Genomic DNA, 18,247 nt, shown 5'->3' with positions numbered 1-18,247 from the left:
TTGCCAAATTATTTATGATTCACTGGTCACAGGATCAGTCGCTAAACGGGCGAAGATAACATATAAAGACTGGAATATTTTCACTAATCTGATATTTAAAAGCGGAACTGCCCCGCAGCCGGCCGCTACTAAACCAACACGCACACATGATTCTGTCAGACAAACGGATACTGGAAGAAATTGAGAAAGGTACTATCGTGATCTCACCCTACGACCAGAAATACCTGGGTACAAACTCGTACGATGTTCATCTCGGTAAGTATCTCGCCACTTATAAAGACCGTATCCTGGACGCCCGTAAGCACAACGAAATCGAACATTTCGAAATACCTGAAGAAGGTTATGTATTACAACCAGGCACCCTCTACCTGGGCGTCACCCTCGAATACACCGAAACACATGCCCACGTACCCTTCCTGGAAGGTAAATCCAGCACCGGCCGCCTCGGCATCGATATCCATGCCACCGCCGGCAAAGGAGATGTAGGCTTCTGCAACACCTGGACATTGGAAATCTCCTGCGCACAACCCGTACGTATCTATGCAGGGATGCCCATCGGTCAGCTGATCTACTTTGTAGTAGAAGGAGAAGTAAATACTTTCTACAACAAAAAAGATAACGCCAAATACAACGGCCGCACCGTAAAACCAGTAGAAAGCATGATGTGGAAAAACGAATTCTGATCGTATCATCACCTTCTTTTATAAAACAGTAAGGCAGACCTGGAGGTCTGCCTTACTCATTTTTTTACCTTAGACAGGCGACCAATCCTGCTCCGGTAGTAGATGAGACACTAAGGAATATTTTGTCTGTCATATCCTTATACCACTAATGTATAAAGCACACTACGAACATAAAAATATTGTTTAGCAACGGTATTGATTCGTTTACCAACGGACACATCAAGCACTCATCTGTATATGGTCACCACGGTAACCCACCTAGCCTCCAGCACCGTCGGCACTTCCAGCTTTTGCACCATGCGCTATAATACAGGCAATGGCACTACCGCCATACGTTGCATATTCTGCTTGGTCAATAGGCCATATGGCATTTCTATATACACTATATCGACAGAGGCCCGATAACTCTCAAACAGGTCTATCAGCTGCGATCGCAGCTGCCGGGTGATATTGGTCGCATTCCAGACAAACGACCGGCCCTCCCGCAAATACACGCGGGCTTGCTCCTTGGCAGCCTGTATCACCTGCCGCTGCCCTGCTTATGCGTAGGCCCCAGCTTCATCTTTATCCGGATATCATCCAATGAGATCACCGGCCAGTCTTTATAATGAAGGCTCACATACGTATCCTTACCAACCGCATAGAACTTCGTCTCCTCCCAGCTCAGCCACCACCCGTGCTCCAGGTCTCCCAGCTCATATATAAAACAACAGAATATCACGACCTCCCGGGCGGGAGATCCTTGTCAAATGAGGCTATGACTGTGATATTACATGGCGCAAGTGTTTGATCTTTTTTTGTTGATGATTGGGTACAAAGGTAACTTTTACTAATTTCCGATACAAATTTCCGTGTCACTTATGGCTGAACATAATGGAACCACACTTTATTTTAAGACATTAGGCTTTCATATCCTGGCTTTTGTACTGTACTGCCTGCCCATCATGATCTCGTTCCTCAACAGTGTAACCGACGAAGTATTCTGGCAGGCCGGCATCTTCGTAGGACTACATCTGCTGATCACCGTCATACTCATGATCCGCGCTTTCAGACAGAAACAATCCGCCGCCGCTGCCGCGCATATCACTATCGGGGTGCTGATATTGATCGTCTTCTCACCGCTCGTATTTTTTATCTCCATGTTCTCCGGATCGTACAGAGCATGATCACTATATCAAATCAATCATACATGAAACAATACCTTGCATACGCATGCATCCTGGGTAGTCTGGCCGCTTGTAACAGCCATACGGCTGAAAGTACCGGCAGCACGACCGATACCACCCACAATCCCGCCTTTAGCCAATATGAGGCCCATTTCATCGAAGAAATGTGGAAACTCGACCCGGGTGGTGCTTCCGAAGCCGGGTATCATAAATACGACTCCGTATTACTGGTCAACAACGACGCCTACCGATCTGCCCAACTGCAATTTGTAAAGACACAGCTCGACTCCCTGTCCCACTACGATACCACCAAATTGAGCGGCGCATACCAGATCGATTACTACCTCATTCGCAACTACCTGCAGAAAAAACGCTTCGGCATCGAAGAACTGCAGCAGTACGTATGGGACCCGGCCGACTACAATGTCAGCGACAATTTTGCCCGCATGCTCTCTGAAAACTATGCACCGCTGGAAACACGCCTGCGCAACTTCGCCATCCGCCTGAAGCAGGTTCCTGCCTACTACGAAGCAGCCCGCCAACAGATCGCCAACCCGGTGAAAGAACTCACCGAACTGGGTATCTCTCAAAACCTCGGCGGCCTGTCCGTATTTGAAAAAGACTTCGCCGACTCTCTCAACCATACCAGCATCCCCGCAGATGAAAAAGCGACGATGATCGCCCAGGCCAAGACAGCCGCACAAGCCATCCGTGGCTATGCCGACTGGCTCAAAGCCCTGAAAAACGATCATCCCCGCGACTTCCGCCTCGGCAGTGCCCTCTATGAGAAAAAGTTCGGATACAATATCGTGTCAGCCTATACCGCCGCCCAGATATACGATTCCGCCGTCGCCAGGAAGAATTACCTCCATGGCGAAATGGCTAAATTGGCCCAACAACTGTGGCCTAAATACTTCGGCACCGCCCCCGCCCCAGCCGAACCCCTCGCCCTCATCAAACGTATGATAGACACCCTCTCCGTACAACATGTGAAGGCCGCCGAGTTCCAGCAAGCTATCGAAAAACAGATACCGACCCTGGTAGCCTTTATCAAAGAAAAAGACCTGCTCTATCTCGATCCCAGCAAACCACTCGTGGTAAGACGCGAACCCGAGTATATGGCAGGCGTTGCCGGGGCCTCCATCAGCGCTCCTGGCCCCTATGACAAAGGTGGCAACACCTACTACAACGTAGGTAGCCTCCAAGGCTGGCCCACCGAAAAAGCAGAAAGCTACCTGCGCGAATACAACCACTATATCCTCCAGATCCTCAATATACACGAAGCCATCCCCGGCCACTATACCCAGCTCGTATATGCCAACCAATCCCCCAGCCTGATCAAATCACTGCTGGGCAATGGCGCCATGATTGAAGGCTGGGCCGTATATACCGAACAAATGATGCTCGAAAATGGCTATGGCAACAACGAACCTGAAATGTGGCTGATGTGGTACAAATGGAACCTCCGCACCGTTTGTAACACCATCCTCGATTACAGCGTACATGTGAAAAATATGTCCCGCGAAGATGCCATCCGCCTCCTCACCATGGAAGCCTTCCAGCAACAGGCAGAAGCCGAAGGCAAATGGAGACGTGTCAGCGTTACCAGCGTACAGCTCACCAGCTACTACACCGGCTACAAAGAGATCATCGACCTGCGTACCGCCTACAAACAAAAAATGGGCGATAAATACCAGCTGAAGACTTTCAACGAAAAATTCCTCAGCTATGGCAGCGCCCCGGTAAAATATATTGGACGCCTGATGTTGCGATAAAGCGCAACTGGCATGCTACTTGTTTTACCTTCCGGAAAAAACGCATGCTCATGAAAAAGATAGTCCCGATCATTACATTGGTGCTGGCCCTCTGGGCTTTTGACAGTTGCGTACCGCCCCGGAGACCTCCTCGTCCACCAAGGCCACCACGCCCGCCGCATGCCGTCGTTCTACCGGCAGATATTCCAGCAAGCGTGTTGCCTCAACATATTGCATAATGCAAAAAGCCCACGCTCAATGCGTGGGCTTTTATTGTGTATATACAAGGGTACTTACTTTCCCTTAACACCAGCGGTCTTACCCAACCGCTTACGGCCCGATGCCTGCAACTGCTTCACCACCTGCGCCAACTGCTTAGCATCACCCGCATAAGGCGACAGATCCACGATCTCCACCTTCCGGTAATCTATCGGATGACTCTCACTCTGCAAAGCTATATATCCTTCCTTCAGCAACTGCCCGTCCTTTTTGATAGCAGGATCGTAATGCATCACATTACCACCGCCTATCTGTGGCTGCTCATACGTCAGCACCGTATCCCCGTTGATAATATGTTTTACCACCTGGTCGCCTAATACCAGCACCTCTACCCGCACCCACTGATCACCATGATACGTCTTCGACGTAGAAGTAACACAATGACCGGTGATCAGCTTACCATTCATCACCACATTCGTACCTGGCGTACATAGGTTGGCGTTATTACGCGGATGCTCGCCGTCACCTCCCAACAACTGCACCTCTATAGAGATCGGAAAATCCTGGTCCTTACCCATCGTGGCCGCCGGCTGACTATGTATCATCGCGCCACTGTTGCGATAAGCCCATCCCGGGCCACCCGCCACCTGGTTACCCACAAACCGGTATTCCATCGCCAGCAGGTAATAACCAAACTTTCGCTTGTGAAAGATATGACCATACTGCTCGTTAAAATTAGTATACTGATCATAACGCACTTTCAGCAACCCGTCTTCTACCCGGAAAGTATTACCATTATTATCATTCAGATCATGACCCGTGATCTTGATATCCCAATCCTTCAGGTCTTTCCGGTTGAATAACGGCGTCCACTTTACAGGAGTAACCTGCTTTTGCGCCATGCCGGTAAAACTCAGGAATAATAAACCAGCTGCGATCAGTTTTTTCATAAGATGCTTTTTTGAACACGTTAATTTAAAAAGCCGCCGGCCAAATTCCAAATAACTGACAATCAGCTGCAACAGATGGGCAATTTTATACGCACTTTCCACAATGAAAGCTGGCTTCACCGACATCCTTATTTATTGATAATCAAATGGTAACCACAACAATGTAGCCCTCCAAAATTATCAGCAAGGTTTTGGCAGCTATATCTGGAAAAGGCAAGTAATATGAACAACTACATTCATCATTCCAATGGTCGGCCTCAGCCCTCAGCAGGTGCATTGTATGATAGCTCCACCATCATTAATGTGAGTAAAGAAGGACGTATCGCCTCCCTCCTGGCAGGTGCGCTGGTCATCAACAAGGCCATCCGCCAGGTGGATCGCAAACCGCTCCGCAGCCTGTTCAAACTCGCATTGGGCGGTTATATGGTTTACAGAGGCCTCTCTGGCAACTGCCCCATCAGCGGCTGGGCAAAACGCCGCTACGGCCCCCACCCACATGCTATCAACATCAGGACCGCCCTGCTGATAGATAAACCTAGAGAAGAAGTATATTATTTCTGGCGACAGCTGGAAAATCTTCCCCTATTCATGAATCACCTGCAGTCAGTAAAAGAAACCAGCACCAGCGGCTCACATTGGGTAGCCCTCGGCCCCGGCGGCATAGGCACCCTCGAATGGGATGCTGAAATCGTCCGCGAAGAGGCAGGCCGCCTGCTCGGCTGGCGCTCTCTCCCAGGTTCAGAAATATCCACCGCAGGCCGAATCACCTTCAAAGATGCCATCGGCGGTGGTACCGAAATGGAAATCATGATCTCCTACCGCCCCCCCGCCGGATACGTAGGTACCAGCCTGGCCTGGATCTTCAACCCAGCCTTCCAGCATGTCGTGGAAAAAGATATACAGCATTTCAAATCCTTCATGGAACAAGACCATGTCGTAGATGTACGGGATAATACAGAAGACCCGGAACTATTGTAATATGCGTACGACACCCGTCATACCGGCACAACAATCAGGCACCAAAACAGACACGCAACACAGCGTCTCCCTCCATAGTGCAGCTGAAGCCACACACTTGTTCCAGATCGCAAGACAACGTTTACTACAGGTAAACAACTGGCAACAAGTGTGTGGCCATGCACTTTATGCCAGCTTTCGCCTTACCGATAATACCGGCAGGCCCCTCGACCGACAGGCCGCTCCCGGCGATCATATACGCATCGACCTACCCTCCCCCGGCACACAGGAAGGCGCCGGCTACGACTGGGTCAGAATAGAAGAAATAGCAGAAAAAGATAGCCCCGACCAAACCTCGTCCTACATCGTCATGCACGTAAGACCCACCGCCCCACCCGGACACCCCCACCTACCCGTCGCACACTTTTTCAAACGCTTTGCCACCAGCTCCTTCGTCATACGACGGCACAACAAAAAAGTCATCGCCAGCATACATGGCCGCAATGAACATCCTAACACTTCCACAGACAACTGGTTCGATACACTCCGGAATATATTCATCGGCCTCAGCGCCATGCTGGGATTATCCAAACCCCAATGGAAATGCCTCGCCAAAGGACTGATCGATACTAATTAAAAAATCCTGCAAGTTCCGGTAGCTTATATAGCTACGGGAACAAGCAGGACACATTTTGCTTGCCATCTATGGATAACTTAAAAGGCTTAGGATAATTCTCTCTTGAATCTATCGTAAGAATGTTTACTCTCATCTATCAACTTCAACACACGCTCACGCACATCTGATTTCAGCCCGCTGGCCTCCTTCTCAAATATATGCTTCAACTCCGTCAGATCATCTACACTCTTGCCTAACAGCTTACTCACCCTGTAACTCAGGTCATCCGCTTTACTTTTAATCTTTTTTCTGGTCGCTTTCCCACTGTCTGGTGCCACCAGCAAGCCTATTGCCACACCGGCAGCTACACCGGATAATACGCCACATAAAAATTTTGTTGCACTCATAATAATCGTTTTTGTTTAGGTTAAACAGATAATAAGGCACTGCATCCATGTGATTAACAGATATTTTCAAATATCAGGCCAAAAGGAGACCTCGCTATCCGTAAAAACGATAAAACTGCCCCAAAAAAAGAAAGGGAACGCCCCTCCCCTTTGGTAGGTTGACACTCCCTTGTCGTAGCACTACATGGCCGATGGCGGGTAGCTATGCCGGCACTACGTTATATAAAAACGCTTATGGACAAATCCGTCGGTCTCTCCATAGTCAACTATAATGCCACCTGCCCAAATGATCGTAACTAATTAATAATCAATATCATTAAAATACGCCCCTTGTTCAGTTATGCACAGACACGTCCGTTTACGTACAAGCTGCGGGACAGCAACATGCCGGGTGGCGAACCAACGTGTTACTGTCCCTTATCCTCCAAAGAAACTAACTTCCCACCAAAGGCTCCTTGTCGATGACAGCTTGTTATTTTTAACTTTTTGTATTGATAAGATTAACATATCGTTCAAATTCCATAAAGATGCACCCTTCTTTTTTGAACTAGATAAACAGCGCGCGCCCATACCGGCTAAAATAGCCTGGTATGGGCGCGCTGCAGGATCTTATCGTTTATCGCCTACTGGGCCGCTACCAGGCGGTCCACCAGCTGATTAAATTCCTTTTTGAAAGCCTCATAGTGTGCTCCCGTACCCGGGCCGTTAAATCCGGTATGCACTTCCACCACTTTCCCCTGCTTATCTAAAAAGATCGTAGTCGGAAATCCCTTAATACCCGTCAGCTGCGGCAACGTTTTCTCCCCTTTCTGTGGATCACTAGGCGTCACGCCTGTCACCAACACAGGATAGGTTACATCAAAACGTCTCAGAAAACGATTCAGTGCCGTCTTAGACACCTCAAAGTCATTCGTACGCTCATAAGCCAACCCGATCACTTCCACCCCACGCTGCTTATTCTGCTTATACCAGTCGCTCAGATACCCCGTTTCATCCATACAGTTAGGACACCAGGAACCCATCAGCGTAATGATCACCACCTTGTTCTTAAAACGGTCGTCTTTGATACTCACCCGCTGCCCGCTCAGATCCGGGAAAGCGAAATCCAGGGTCTCCTGCCCCGCTTTTACAGTCGACAATGTACGCTCGTCCTGTAAAGCGGCCTTTTCATCTTTCACAGCCGTCCAGCTGGACTTCCCGGTACCAATACCGGCATAGAACACGCCGCTCTCCAGGCGGTCCCCTTTGATACGGGCCGTGAAATAATAAGCATGAGAACCATCAAAGGTGGACAACTTCAACGTATCCCCGTCTACGATACCTTCCAGGAAACGATAGTCACCCGTTGTCGTCAGAAATGTACCATATACCTTGTTACCTGTTTGCTTAAACTCCCCGATCGCATAAGAACTGTCCTTCGCTCCGGGCGCCGTAAACCAGGTGGACCAGCGACCACTCGCATTCGCCGATGCAGGCTGATGCTGCCTGAAGCGCTCCTTCACCCCGGGAACCGCCGTAAAAGGAATCGTGATCTCCCTGTCCGGCATATGACGCACAAACACACCGGCCAGCCCCTTGTTGCCCTGCCGTACCCCCCTGAAAGACGCATCAAAAAACGGCATGTTGATCAACACAGAATCGCCCCGCTGCGTAATATCGTCCACCAATAAACGCTCTCCCGCATTCAGTACATACAATACCTTACGAGAAGCACTGTCCTTTACTTCGAAATTGAATACAATGTCCGCATTGTCCGAACGATGCAAACGCGCCTGCCAGAAGCCATTCTTCAGTGCAGATTGAGCAGTAGCCTCCAGGAAGAAAAAGGAAATAACTACTGTAAGTAATAGTGATAGCGATAATCTATTTCTTTTCATCTGATAATTTGTCCGCTTTAAAAAAAACGGGAATAACGATCCCCGGATCAGCTGTAAAGATACAGTAACGTTAAAACTCCACAAAACCAGTGGACTATTTTTATAACCTGGCGCCAAAAAGTAAACTCCCTATACGTACCATAGTACTTCCGGCTGCCAACGCCAACCGGTAATCACCGCTCATCCCGATAGATAACTCCCGGAAATGATCTGCCTCACCAAAATACTGCTCCTTCACCCGGCTATGCAGCTGCTTCAACCTGGTAAACTCCCGGCTGATCTGCCCCTCATCCTCCGTATTCGAAGCCATACTCATCAAACCCACTATCTGCACATGCGGCAACGGCGACTGCTGCCACTGATCCAATAAGGCAAACAACTCAGACTCGTCCAGCCCGTATTTGGTCTCCTCCTGTGCGATATGCAGCTGCAACAGACAACGGATCACCCGCCCGTATTTAGCCGCCTGCCGGTCAATCTCCTGCAACAATTTATAACTATCCACTGCATGTATCATTCCCACAAACGGCGCAATGTATTTAACCTTATTGGACTGCAGATGCCCGATAAAATGCCAGTCAATATCCGCCGGCAGCAATGGCTGCTTATGCACCAGCTCCTGCACATAGTTCTCTCCGAATATCCGTTGCCCAGCGTCATACAACGCCTGTATATCCGATTCCGGTTTGATCTTCGATACAGCTACCAGCTGCGCACCAAATGGCGCCAGTTCTTCTTTGATCTGTTGATATGCGGTGATGTTAATTGCCATAGCCGGCAAAGTTACCACTCCTATAGCTTTCCTGTAGCATTCGTATAGCATTCGTATAATCATTGTATAAGCTAGCCATATAGTTGCATATAGAATGGCTATACAACGCTTATACAGCCTATATGCAACAAGTATGCAACTAGCTGACTATCAATACGCTAAAACATATTAGCACTGTACAATACTGATTATCAACCCTTTAAATAGGGGTATAAAAAAGACAGCTGCCACGGTCCCACCGCAACAGCTGTCTGCTGATATTATTTTACCAGTCGCCTATCCGAGGATAGAACGGCTGATCACAATACGTTGTACTTCAGAAGTACCTTCATAGATCTGCGTGATCTTGGCATCCCGCATCAGACGCTCTACATGATACTCCTTCACATAACCGTATCCGCCATGTACCTGTACCGCTTCCGTGGTAACCCACATAGCAGTCTCAGAAGCAAATACTTTTGCCATTGAACCACTCAGCGTATAATCCAAATGCTGATCCTTTTCCCAGGCTGCTTTCAGGCACAGCAAACGAGCCGCCTCTATCTGGGTAGCCATATCTGCCAGTTTGAACTGGATCGCCTGGTGCTGGGAGATCTCCTTACCAAATGCTTTACGCTGCTTGGAATATTTCAGCGCCAGCTCATAAGCGCCACTGGCAATACCCAACGCCTGGGAGGCAATACCGATACGGCCACCCCCTAAAGTCTTCATGGCGAACTTGAACCCAAAACCGTCTTCTCCTATACGGTTCTCTTTAGGCACCTTCACATCCTGGAACATAATGCTGTGTGTATCGCTACCACGGATACCCAGTTTGTTTTCTTTGGCGCCTACCGTCACACCAGGACTGTTTTTCTCTATGATCAGGGCATTGATACCCTTGCTGCCTTTCTCAGGGTGTGTCTGCACGATCACCAGATATACACTGGCAGTACTGCCATTCGTAATCCAGTTTTTAGTACCGTTCACCAGGTAATGATCACCTTTATCTTCTCCCAATGTACGCTGGGAGGTAGCATCAGAACCCGCCTCCGGCTCACTCAGCAGAAAAGCGCCAATGATCTCCCCTTTTGCCAGCGGCACTAGGTATTTCTGCTTCTGCTCTTCCGTACCAAAATTTTCCAATCCCCAGCAAACCAGCGAGTTGTTCACACTCATACATACCGATGTAGAAGCATCCACTTTAGATATCTCTTCCATTGCCAGCACGTAAGATATCGTGTCCAACCCCGCACCCCCATACTTAGGATCCACCATCATCCCCAAAAAGCCCAGCTCACCCAGCTTCTTGACCTGTTCTGCCGGAAACTGCTGCTTCTCATCCCGCTCTATCACACCGGGCAACAGCTCATTTACCGCAAAATCCCTGGCGGCTTTCTGAATCATTAAATGTTCTTCTGTCAATTGAAAGTTCATAACCGGATATTTAATGCTGAAAAGGTGAATACGACTGATTCCTACCAGTACGCAAGTGACAAACCTATTTTAATTCCCGGATGTAAAAAAATACAGTAACCAAAATTTAATGTTATCCATTATTATCTTGTAAACATTAAACAATTATTGAGGATAACGCAGCCTTATTGGATTTTGTCATGCAACTCCCCCCTCCCCGTTTAACCGTGTCACGATACAGCAGCCTGCTGCCACTTTGGGCGTTTAGACAAAATCCTGTAGCTTGCCGTATATGAAGAACATAAAGATCATTGAAGTCAAATCAGAAATAGGCGCGGGTACACGTGGCGCCAGCCTGGGCGTAGATGCGATCAAGATTGCGGCACTGGATTTCATGAGCAACTTTTTTGTACACTTTCCTTCCGAAGAGATAGAAACTGAAAATAAACTGCTGTTCGAACCCATAGAATCCCCGTTTGCCAAACGTATCAAAGGCTTGTACAACATGTACGAACGTATCAGCAAAAGTGTAGCCGAAACCGTTAAATCCAACTGGTTCCCCGTGATCCTTTCCGGCGACCATAGCACCGCAGGCGCTACCATCGCCGGCCTGAAAATGGCACACCCCAAATCCAAACTGGGCGTTATCTGGATCGATGCACATGCCGACCTCCATACCCCGTTCACCACTCCCTCCGGCAACATGCACGGCATGCCGCTCGCTACCGCCATCGCCGAAGATAACCTGGAGTGTAAAGTGCACGACCTGGATGATAACACCCTGAAAATGTGGAATAGCCTTAAAAATATCGGTAAGATCGCCCCCAAAGTATTACCGGAAGATATCGTATTTATCTCCCTCAGGGACTATGAAAAAGAAGAAGAACACCTGATCCGTAAATACGGTATTAAAGTGATCACCACCAGCGAAGTACGCCGAAAAGGCGCAGAGAACGTTTCCCGTTCCGTATTCCGCTACCTCAGCGATTGTGAATATATCTACGTGTCATTCGATGTGGACAGCCTCGACGCGTCCATCTCCCGCGGCACCGGCACCCCCGTTAGCAACGGCCTCCGCGAACGGGAAGCAGAAGACCTCATCTCCAAGTTCATGCAACATCGTAAGATCTGCTGCTTCGAGATCACCGAAGTGAACCCTACCCTGGACCGCGAGAACCTGATGGCAGAAATCGCCTTCAACATACTCCAGCGTAGCGTCAACGTGCTGATGATGAACTAAACGAACCAGCTGAACAAAGCAGCTGCACAAGCCAGCCCTCATCACGGCACCGGCCGCTGCTTCCTGAAATACGCAATCAGCCAACCCGTTACCTCACTGTAACTGTGTATCCCCTTTTCCTGCTGATTCGCCTTCAGATACTGATCGTAAAAGAGATAAGCCAACTTGTCGGCAGGCCCTTTATAACGCGCATAAAACCGCTTCACCACCTGGTAATCCTTTTTCACACCAGGCAACGCCCGGTCCCATAACCGGGATGCAAGCACCGTATCCCGCCGGGCCAGCTGCCCTACGCTATACAGGAACATCTCGTAGTTAGCCGCATACCGGAAACGAATATCCGGCGTATGCGTCGCCGCCAAATAACCAATAAAGTTGGCCGCCTCCTCCGGAGCATACCCCAGCTGATGCGCTATCTCATGACAGGTCGTAAATGGTAGTAAAAAAGCCGGCGTAGTCGTATTCACCTGCGCCTCGTTGGTAAATGGGTTCAGATACCCCGTCACCCCCAGGTAATTCAGTCCCTCCCCAAAAAGAGAAGACTTCACCACCGGATACCGGTAGCGCAACACCGGCCACTGCTTCGCCACAATACCATAAGCCCGTATCGCACTGTTAAACACCTCCCTGCTGCTGCTGTCCATCCGGGTAGCCAACAATGTATCCCCCAACAATACCTTATGCCGGTTCACCTCCTGTAGCAACGTATCCGCCAACTGGTACAGGTCACGGGTCTCATAAGCCCCCATCTCCAATCCCAGGTCTTCCGCCAGCGAAGGCCGGCGATAGTTATATCCCCACAACACCAGGAAAGCCAGGTATAAAGACAGCGTAAACCGCAACAACCCAAGCGTCGCCAACCCCGCCTCCGCCCAGGCAAACCGTAACACCCGTATCACCATCCGAAACAGGTACACCAGCAAACCGATCCCCCAGGCTATATACAACAGATCTCCCACACTGATAGAGATAAATTGCGATAGACTTCTTAATATTGCACTGATCCAAACATACCACCTATGAAAGTAGAATTGGGCAAACGTATCGCTAATAGCAAAAAGTAGCTTCAGCACTAATAATATCAACACTAAAGCGGCGATCCTAACTAACTTATTTTTAATTTTGGCAGTTGTTTCCATATTAATTGGCGAAACATGATAGATGAAATCTTCCGTACAACACTAGGCGAACTACTATCCGAACATTTACAGGTGAAAATACAGATTAATTATGCAGAAAGCGTCCGGGGGGGAGATATTAATGCTACCTACCGGCTCTTCACTACCCATGGTGATTTCTTTCTGAAAGTCAACGATGCCCGCCTGTACCCCGATATGTTCACGCGGGAGTACGAAGGCCTCACTATATTACGTCACGCCGATGCCATCAAAGTCCCTACCCCCACCTTACAAGGCAACATCGGCAGTCAGGCATTCCTCGTTACCGAGTTCCTGACCAAAGGACGCGCCGTCCCCGACTTCTGGGAAAACTTCGCCGCGTCCCTCGCCCGCCTACATCAACACACACAACCACAGTTCGGTCTCGCATCAGCTAACTATATCGGCTCCCTGCGCCAGTACAATTCCTACTACAACACCTGGCCCGTATTCTACGCCTTCAACCGCCTGATGCCACTGGCACGACAGGCATACGACAAACAACTGTTCGACAAAACTATGATGCAACAGATGGAACAACTGTGCAAACAACTGCCCTCCATCTTCCCCGACGAATCACCAGCCCTCCTGCATGGCGATCTCTGGTCAGGCAACTTTATGGTAGGCCCCGAAGGGCGCGCTGCCATCTATGACCCCGCCGTATACTACGGCAACCGGGAAATGGACCTCGCCATGGCCCGCCTGTTCGGCGGCTTTGATACCCGCTTCCACTATACCTATCAGGCTATCTACCCGTTGCAGCATGGATGGCAGCAACGCATAGGTATCTGTCAGCTGTATCCATTACTGGTACACCTGCAGCTGTTCGGCGAAAGTTACCGCAGCAGTATTAAAGAGGTATTAAATGCATTTTGATAGGATATCCATCACTGTTCGCGCTCCATATAGCTCTTCATACGTTCATATTCATCTGCTACAATAGGGTAATATTGCTGCATATCCGCATTGATAGAAGAAAATAAGCGCTCGATCGTAACGGCATCGTACTCCTCGTTGCCGCGCAGCATATTCTCCAGCACCTGCATATTATTGCTGGTCCAGGTCAATCCCACCATCGCAAAATTGGGCTTCAACTTGTGGATAGAAAAACGTAATTGCTCCCAGTCACTATTGGCTACCAATACCTCCAGCTTCTTAACCTCTTCCCGGATCGTTCGCAGGAATATTTCAAACAGGTCGGCGGCATAGGCAATATTATTCTCGTACAAAGTGTTAAGATACTTTACATCCAGTTCGCGGTGGAATTCAAAGCCATTGGTAGGTTGTACTTCTTCCATGATGAGTGCTGTTTCGTCTTCGTTTAAGTATTTGTTCAGTATCTGCAAAAGTTGATCCGGTGTATAGGGCATTATAAGAATATCTGTGATCCCGGCACTTCGTGCAGCCGCCAACGTATCTTCCGGAGTGCCCGCTGCCGTTCCTATGACTGGTGTGGCAACATTCGGTAAACGCTCGTCCCCACGTATGCGACTTACCAGCTCCAGGCTATCTCCGCCAGTTAGCTTAATATCCAGCAATATAAGATCATATTGCCTTGAATTTAAGAAATATAATGCATCCAGCCCATTTGTAGCCAGCTGATAGTCCAGTTTATATTTCTCCAGCAAGCTGATGACATACCGAAGATTCATGCCATTGTCCTCTATGACCAACACTTTAGCCGCTGCAAAGTTGACTTGCCTCCTCCGTTGGCGTTTCGCAGCCAGCACATTGGCAGCTGCCGTTCTCTTACCAGTATCGAGAAAAGGTAAGGTAAAGGAATAACTCACCTGGTAACCATGCCACTCCTCCCTGTTAATAGTACCGCCATGACGCGCCAGCTGCCGGGCAATAGCCGGATACCAGGGCTGCAGATGCGGCGCTTCCGCCCCTAACGCCGGCGGGCGCGTGTCGGAAACCCTGCACCGCAACCAGCGCTTACCACCGGGTGCCCCCTCCATAGATACCGTTACCACAATCTCCCCCTCCACCGTCAGCCGCTCCGCATTACCTAACAAACTCATCATGATTTGGTTCAGCAATATATCATCGCCAACCAGTACGTTCTGCAGGCGGGCATCCATACTGGCAGATATACGTATAGGCCGCTGCCCCAGTTTTATCCGGAAAGTATGCAATAAAGACCCGATCAGCTCCACCGGGTCAAATTCCCGCTGATGTACCGGCTGCTCATCCCCCGTACTGCCGGCAATGTTCAGCATGTCCGTCACCAACGCCTGTAATATACCCGACGAATGACGCAATAATTTCAGGTACTCCCGCTGCTGCTCATCCAGCAACGTCTCATCCAGCAGGTGCACCATCCCCGAGATCACACTCAGCGGCGTCCGCACATCCAGCACCCGCTCCGCCAGCTTCTCCGGCCAGCCCTGGCCGTCGCCGGCCACCTGCATTGCCGGCCGTTCCGGCACAGGCGGAGTCCCACTCAATCGCGTAAAAGTCCAGATACTGCCCCGATAACTGCCCGCTGCCCATACCGGCGAAAAGTCCAGCTGGAACAATGATCCCTCCCGGAGCGTAAAAGGCCAGCCCTGCAAAGGCGCCCGGGTACTGCGCAGCCGGCTCAGCTGCCCCTCAAAACGGGCAGGCTCTGCTATTAGTGGCAACAATAGGCGCAATACGCTCCGGAACGGCTGGTGCAAGATATAAGGCACCTGCCCCTTCAGCAAAGGCGACTCCAGCAATGCACGGCTACCCCATACCGGCCGGTGTAAGTGATCAGTAACTAATATGGCTGCCCCAGAGTGTCTCAGATGCACTACAGGGGACAAGTCTAATATGGAAGGTTTCTCCATGGCGGAATGGATATGGCATCAGGTATTCCCGGCTCGTGCTGACCATCTACTCTATCGTCGGCCTTTCTACTGTCGAATGATTAACGATGACGGGTAAAATTAAAGGGTTTCATATCTTTGTGCCTGTAAGCAACGGGCGACAACGACATACTGTTGTCAAAACCCAAACCGATCAGTGCAGTTCCCAGACAGCTCGATGCCTACTCTTTGAATCAGCTCTATACGTGTTATCTTTTTAACATATACCCAGCAACTGGTGTATATTGCTTATAAATATAGTATTGATAACCAACAAATTTATTGAAATTTTTGCATTTGCAAATATTTAATTACCTTTGCATCCCTCTAAAAGTGAGGACTTTTATATGAAATCGCTCCGAGAATTTGACATAGCTTTTGTTGGGCTGAAGCCCGGAGTGCATACGTATCAGTATCAGATCACGGATAGTTTCTTTGAAGACTATGGACCTCAGGACTTTAGCAATTGTGACGCTACCGTAAAGCTGCAATTTGACAAAAAGAGCAACTTCTTTCTGTTGAAATTTGAAGTAGGCGGTACAGTAAACGTACTTTGTGATCGTTGCGGAGAGCCATTTCAGTTACAACTATGGGATGACTTCGACCAGGTAGTCAAACTGGTGGAAAATCCCGATGAGCTGAATACAGATGAAGATCCGGATGTAACTTACATCTCTAAAACGGAATCTCACCTGAATGTGGCAGACTGGATTTATGAATTCATCAATCTCAGTATCCCCATGCAGCGCATCCACCCTGACGGACCTGACGGCAAAAGCGGGTGTAATCCCAAAGTGCTCGAAATGCTGGACAAAATGAACCAGCAAAACGCAGCACAAAGCAATCCAATCTGGAAAGGATTGGACAAATTTAAAGACAACTAGTGAGTGTGAAAGCGGTGTCCGCTTTATGTGTTCACAATTATTTAATAACGCAGACATTAAAAATTAAATAAAATGCCAAATCCGAAACGCAGACACTCTCAGCAAAGATCAGCGAAGAGAAGAACGCATTACAAGGCCTTTGCGGAGACTTTAAGTACTGATAGTGCTTCTGGAGAAGTGCATCTGAGACATCGCGCTCATTGGGTAGAGAACAAATTGTACTACAGAGGTAAAGTTGTATTGGAAAAGCAAAGCGCCGAGACTAAATAATTTTACTATTTTTACCCGAAGCTAAAAGCCAAATTTAAGTTACATGAGAATCGGGCTTGATATGATGGGTGGCGACTACGCTCCCCTCGAAGCAGTAAAAGGAGTAAAATTATTTTTCGACGACAACGTTGCAACAGAGGTGCACCTTGTACTCATCGGGGATGAACAAATCATTATCCCGCTGCTGAACGAGGCGCAAATCGACCAATCAAGATATTCAGTGGTTCATTCATCCCAAATCATTGGGATGAATGAACACCCTACCAAAGCACTAAAAGAAAAGCAGCAATCTTCCATTGCCATCGGCTTTCACCTTTTACAGAATGGTAAAATAGATGCCTTCATCAGTGCCGGTAACACCGGTGCCATGATGGTAGGTACCTTTTATTCCATCAAAGCAATACCAGGGATTCAACGCCCAACGATCTCTACCCCCGTTCCAAGGGAAAACGGATCGTTTGGCCTCTTGCTGGATGTAGGTATCAATGCAGACTGTAAACCAGAAAATCTAGCCCAGTTTGCCTTGTTAGGTTCCCTCTACTCCCAACACATCCTCCGCGTCGATAATCCCAGAGTAGGATTACTCAACATCGGAGAAGAAGAAGGTAAAGGTAACCTGCTGGCGCAAGCCACCTACCCGCTGCTGAAAGAGCAGTCACAGATCAACTTTATAGGTAATATCGAAGGCCGGGATGTTTTCACAGACAAAGCAGATGTGATCGTATGTGAAGGCTTTACCGGTAACGTCGTACTCAAACTGGCCGAGTCGTTCCACAGCATCGCTGCCTCACGAGGCATCAAAGATGAGTACATCGACAAATTCGATTTCGAATCCTATGGCGGTACCCCCGTACTGGGTGTCTCGCACCCCGTAATAATCGGTCACGGTATCTCCAAAGGCGTCGCCTTTAAAAACATGGTCGTACTCGCTCAGCAAATGATTGACTCGAAGCTCCTGGATAAAATCAGAGAGAGCTTTGTTGCCAAAGAAGAAGAAAAACCTTCTTCCAACTGATCCGGTCTTACCGCTCAGTCAGCGTCGAACTAATTGAATTTACTCTCATAG

Annotated in this window: 19 protein-coding genes; 10 read left to right on the top strand and 9 right to left on the bottom strand. The window is 48.9% G+C overall.

What is annotated here, in order from left to right:
- The first annotated feature begins 146 nt into the window (after positions 1-146).
- Positions 147-683: a dCTP deaminase gene (dcd, locus tag KTO58_RS03925; RefSeq protein WP_095840640.1), complete on the top strand. Its 537-nt coding sequence runs from the start codon at positions 147-149 to the stop codon at positions 681-683.
- Positions 684-985: 302 nt separating this feature from the next.
- Here dcd and KTO58_RS03920 read toward each other — a convergent pair whose 3' ends face one another.
- Positions 986-1,207, bottom strand: a complete 222-nt coding sequence (locus KTO58_RS03920; protein WP_095840641.1) for an AAA family ATPase — start codon at positions 1,205-1,207, stop codon at positions 986-988.
- Complete coding sequence (locus KTO58_RS03915) at positions 1,204-1,404, bottom strand: hypothetical protein (protein ID WP_095840642.1); 201 nt, start codon at positions 1,402-1,404, stop codon at positions 1,204-1,206. The genes KTO58_RS03920 and KTO58_RS03915 overlap by 4 nt, the downstream gene beginning before the upstream one ends.
- A 139-nt stretch (positions 1,405-1,543) precedes the next feature.
- Between KTO58_RS03915 and KTO58_RS03910 the strand changes: the two genes are divergently transcribed.
- Together KTO58_RS03910 and KTO58_RS03905 are read left to right on the top strand one after the other, a co-directional pair.
- Positions 1,544-1,849 (top strand): hypothetical protein, encoded by a 306-nt coding sequence (locus KTO58_RS03910; RefSeq protein WP_095840643.1) that lies wholly within the window; start codon positions 1,544-1,546, stop codon positions 1,847-1,849.
- 23 nt (positions 1,850-1,872) lie between these two features.
- Entirely contained in the window at positions 1,873-3,624 is a 1,752-nt protein-coding gene (locus KTO58_RS03905; RefSeq protein ID WP_095841721.1) for a DUF885 domain-containing protein, read from the top strand.
- 272 nt (positions 3,625-3,896) lie between these two features.
- On the opposite strand, the gene KTO58_RS03900 is transcribed toward KTO58_RS03905, so the two are convergent.
- The gene (locus KTO58_RS03900) at positions 3,897-4,772 is read right to left on the bottom strand and encodes a 3-keto-disaccharide hydrolase (protein ID WP_095841722.1); all 876 of its coding nucleotides are present in this window, start codon (positions 4,770-4,772) and stop codon (positions 3,897-3,899) included.
- A gap of 222 nt (positions 4,773-4,994) precedes the next feature.
- On the opposite strand from KTO58_RS03900, the gene KTO58_RS03895 reads away from it, so the two are divergent.
- The gene (locus KTO58_RS03895; protein WP_095840644.1) at positions 4,995-5,750 is read left to right on the top strand and encodes an SRPBCC family protein; all 756 of its coding nucleotides are present in this window, start codon (positions 4,995-4,997) and stop codon (positions 5,748-5,750) included.
- Position 5,751: 1 nt separating this feature from the next.
- The gene (locus KTO58_RS03890) at positions 5,752-6,366 is read left to right on the top strand and encodes a hypothetical protein (RefSeq protein WP_095840645.1); all 615 of its coding nucleotides are present in this window, start codon (positions 5,752-5,754) and stop codon (positions 6,364-6,366) included.
- 86 nt (positions 6,367-6,452) lie between these two features.
- Here KTO58_RS03890 and KTO58_RS03885 read toward each other — a convergent pair whose 3' ends face one another.
- From KTO58_RS03885 to KTO58_RS03870, 4 genes are all read right to left on the bottom strand, one after another.
- The gene (locus KTO58_RS03885; protein ID WP_095840646.1) at positions 6,453-6,752 is read right to left on the bottom strand and encodes a YtxH domain-containing protein; all 300 of its coding nucleotides are present in this window, start codon (positions 6,750-6,752) and stop codon (positions 6,453-6,455) included.
- Between the two features lie 623 nt (positions 6,753-7,375).
- Positions 7,376-8,629 (bottom strand): TlpA disulfide reductase family protein, encoded by a 1,254-nt coding sequence (locus KTO58_RS03880; RefSeq protein ID WP_225860046.1) that lies wholly within the window; start codon positions 8,627-8,629, stop codon positions 7,376-7,378.
- 100 nt (positions 8,630-8,729) lie between these two features.
- Positions 8,730-9,401: a YggS family pyridoxal phosphate-dependent enzyme gene (locus tag KTO58_RS03875; RefSeq protein ID WP_095840647.1), complete on the bottom strand. Its 672-nt coding sequence runs from the start codon at positions 9,399-9,401 to the stop codon at positions 8,730-8,732.
- Between the two features lie 276 nt (positions 9,402-9,677).
- A complete protein-coding gene (locus tag KTO58_RS03870; protein ID WP_095840648.1) occupies positions 9,678-10,817 on the bottom strand; it encodes an acyl-CoA dehydrogenase in 1,140 nt (379 codons plus the stop codon).
- 271 nt (positions 10,818-11,088) lie between these two features.
- On the opposite strand from KTO58_RS03870, the gene KTO58_RS03865 reads away from it, so the two are divergent.
- Positions 11,089-12,036, top strand: coding sequence for an arginase (locus KTO58_RS03865; RefSeq protein WP_095840649.1), 948 nt, complete (start codon positions 11,089-11,091; stop codon positions 12,034-12,036).
- 41 nt (positions 12,037-12,077) lie between these two features.
- On the opposite strand, the gene KTO58_RS03860 is transcribed toward KTO58_RS03865, so the two are convergent.
- Positions 12,078-13,175, bottom strand: coding sequence for a DUF3810 domain-containing protein (locus KTO58_RS03860; protein ID WP_095840650.1), 1,098 nt, complete (start codon positions 13,173-13,175; stop codon positions 12,078-12,080).
- 15 nt (positions 13,176-13,190) lie between these two features.
- On the opposite strand from KTO58_RS03860, the gene KTO58_RS03855 reads away from it, so the two are divergent.
- Positions 13,191-14,069 (top strand): fructosamine kinase family protein, encoded by an 879-nt coding sequence (locus KTO58_RS03855; RefSeq protein WP_095840651.1) that lies wholly within the window; start codon positions 13,191-13,193, stop codon positions 14,067-14,069.
- Positions 14,070-14,080: 11 nt separating this feature from the next.
- Here the strand turns inward: KTO58_RS03855 and KTO58_RS03850 are convergent, their stop codons facing one another.
- On the bottom strand, positions 14,081-16,009 hold the full coding sequence (locus KTO58_RS03850; protein ID WP_095840652.1) for an ATP-binding response regulator: 1,929 nt from the start codon (positions 16,007-16,009) through the stop codon (positions 14,081-14,083).
- A 365-nt stretch (positions 16,010-16,374) separates the two neighbouring features.
- On the opposite strand from KTO58_RS03850, the gene KTO58_RS03845 reads away from it, so the two are divergent.
- From KTO58_RS03845 to plsX, 3 genes are all read left to right on the top strand, one after another.
- Complete coding sequence (locus tag KTO58_RS03845; protein WP_095840653.1) at positions 16,375-16,911, top strand: YceD family protein; 537 nt, start codon at positions 16,375-16,377, stop codon at positions 16,909-16,911.
- Positions 16,912-16,983: 72 nt separating this feature from the next.
- A complete protein-coding gene (gene rpmF, locus KTO58_RS03840) occupies positions 16,984-17,181 on the top strand; it encodes a 50S ribosomal protein L32 (protein ID WP_095840654.1) in 198 nt (65 codons plus the stop codon).
- Positions 17,182-17,224: 43 nt separating this feature from the next.
- Positions 17,225-18,196, top strand: coding sequence for a phosphate acyltransferase PlsX (plsX, locus tag KTO58_RS03835; RefSeq protein ID WP_095840655.1), 972 nt, complete (start codon positions 17,225-17,227; stop codon positions 18,194-18,196).
- Positions 18,197-18,247: the final 51 nt, after the last annotated feature.

This window comes from Chitinophaga pendula (genome assembly GCF_020386615.1).
In the GTDB taxonomy this organism is placed as follows: domain Bacteria; phylum Bacteroidota; class Bacteroidia; order Chitinophagales; family Chitinophagaceae; genus Chitinophaga; species Chitinophaga pendula.
Note: the sequence above shows the minus strand (reverse complement) of the source record. Positions and strands in the feature narration are given on the sequence as shown.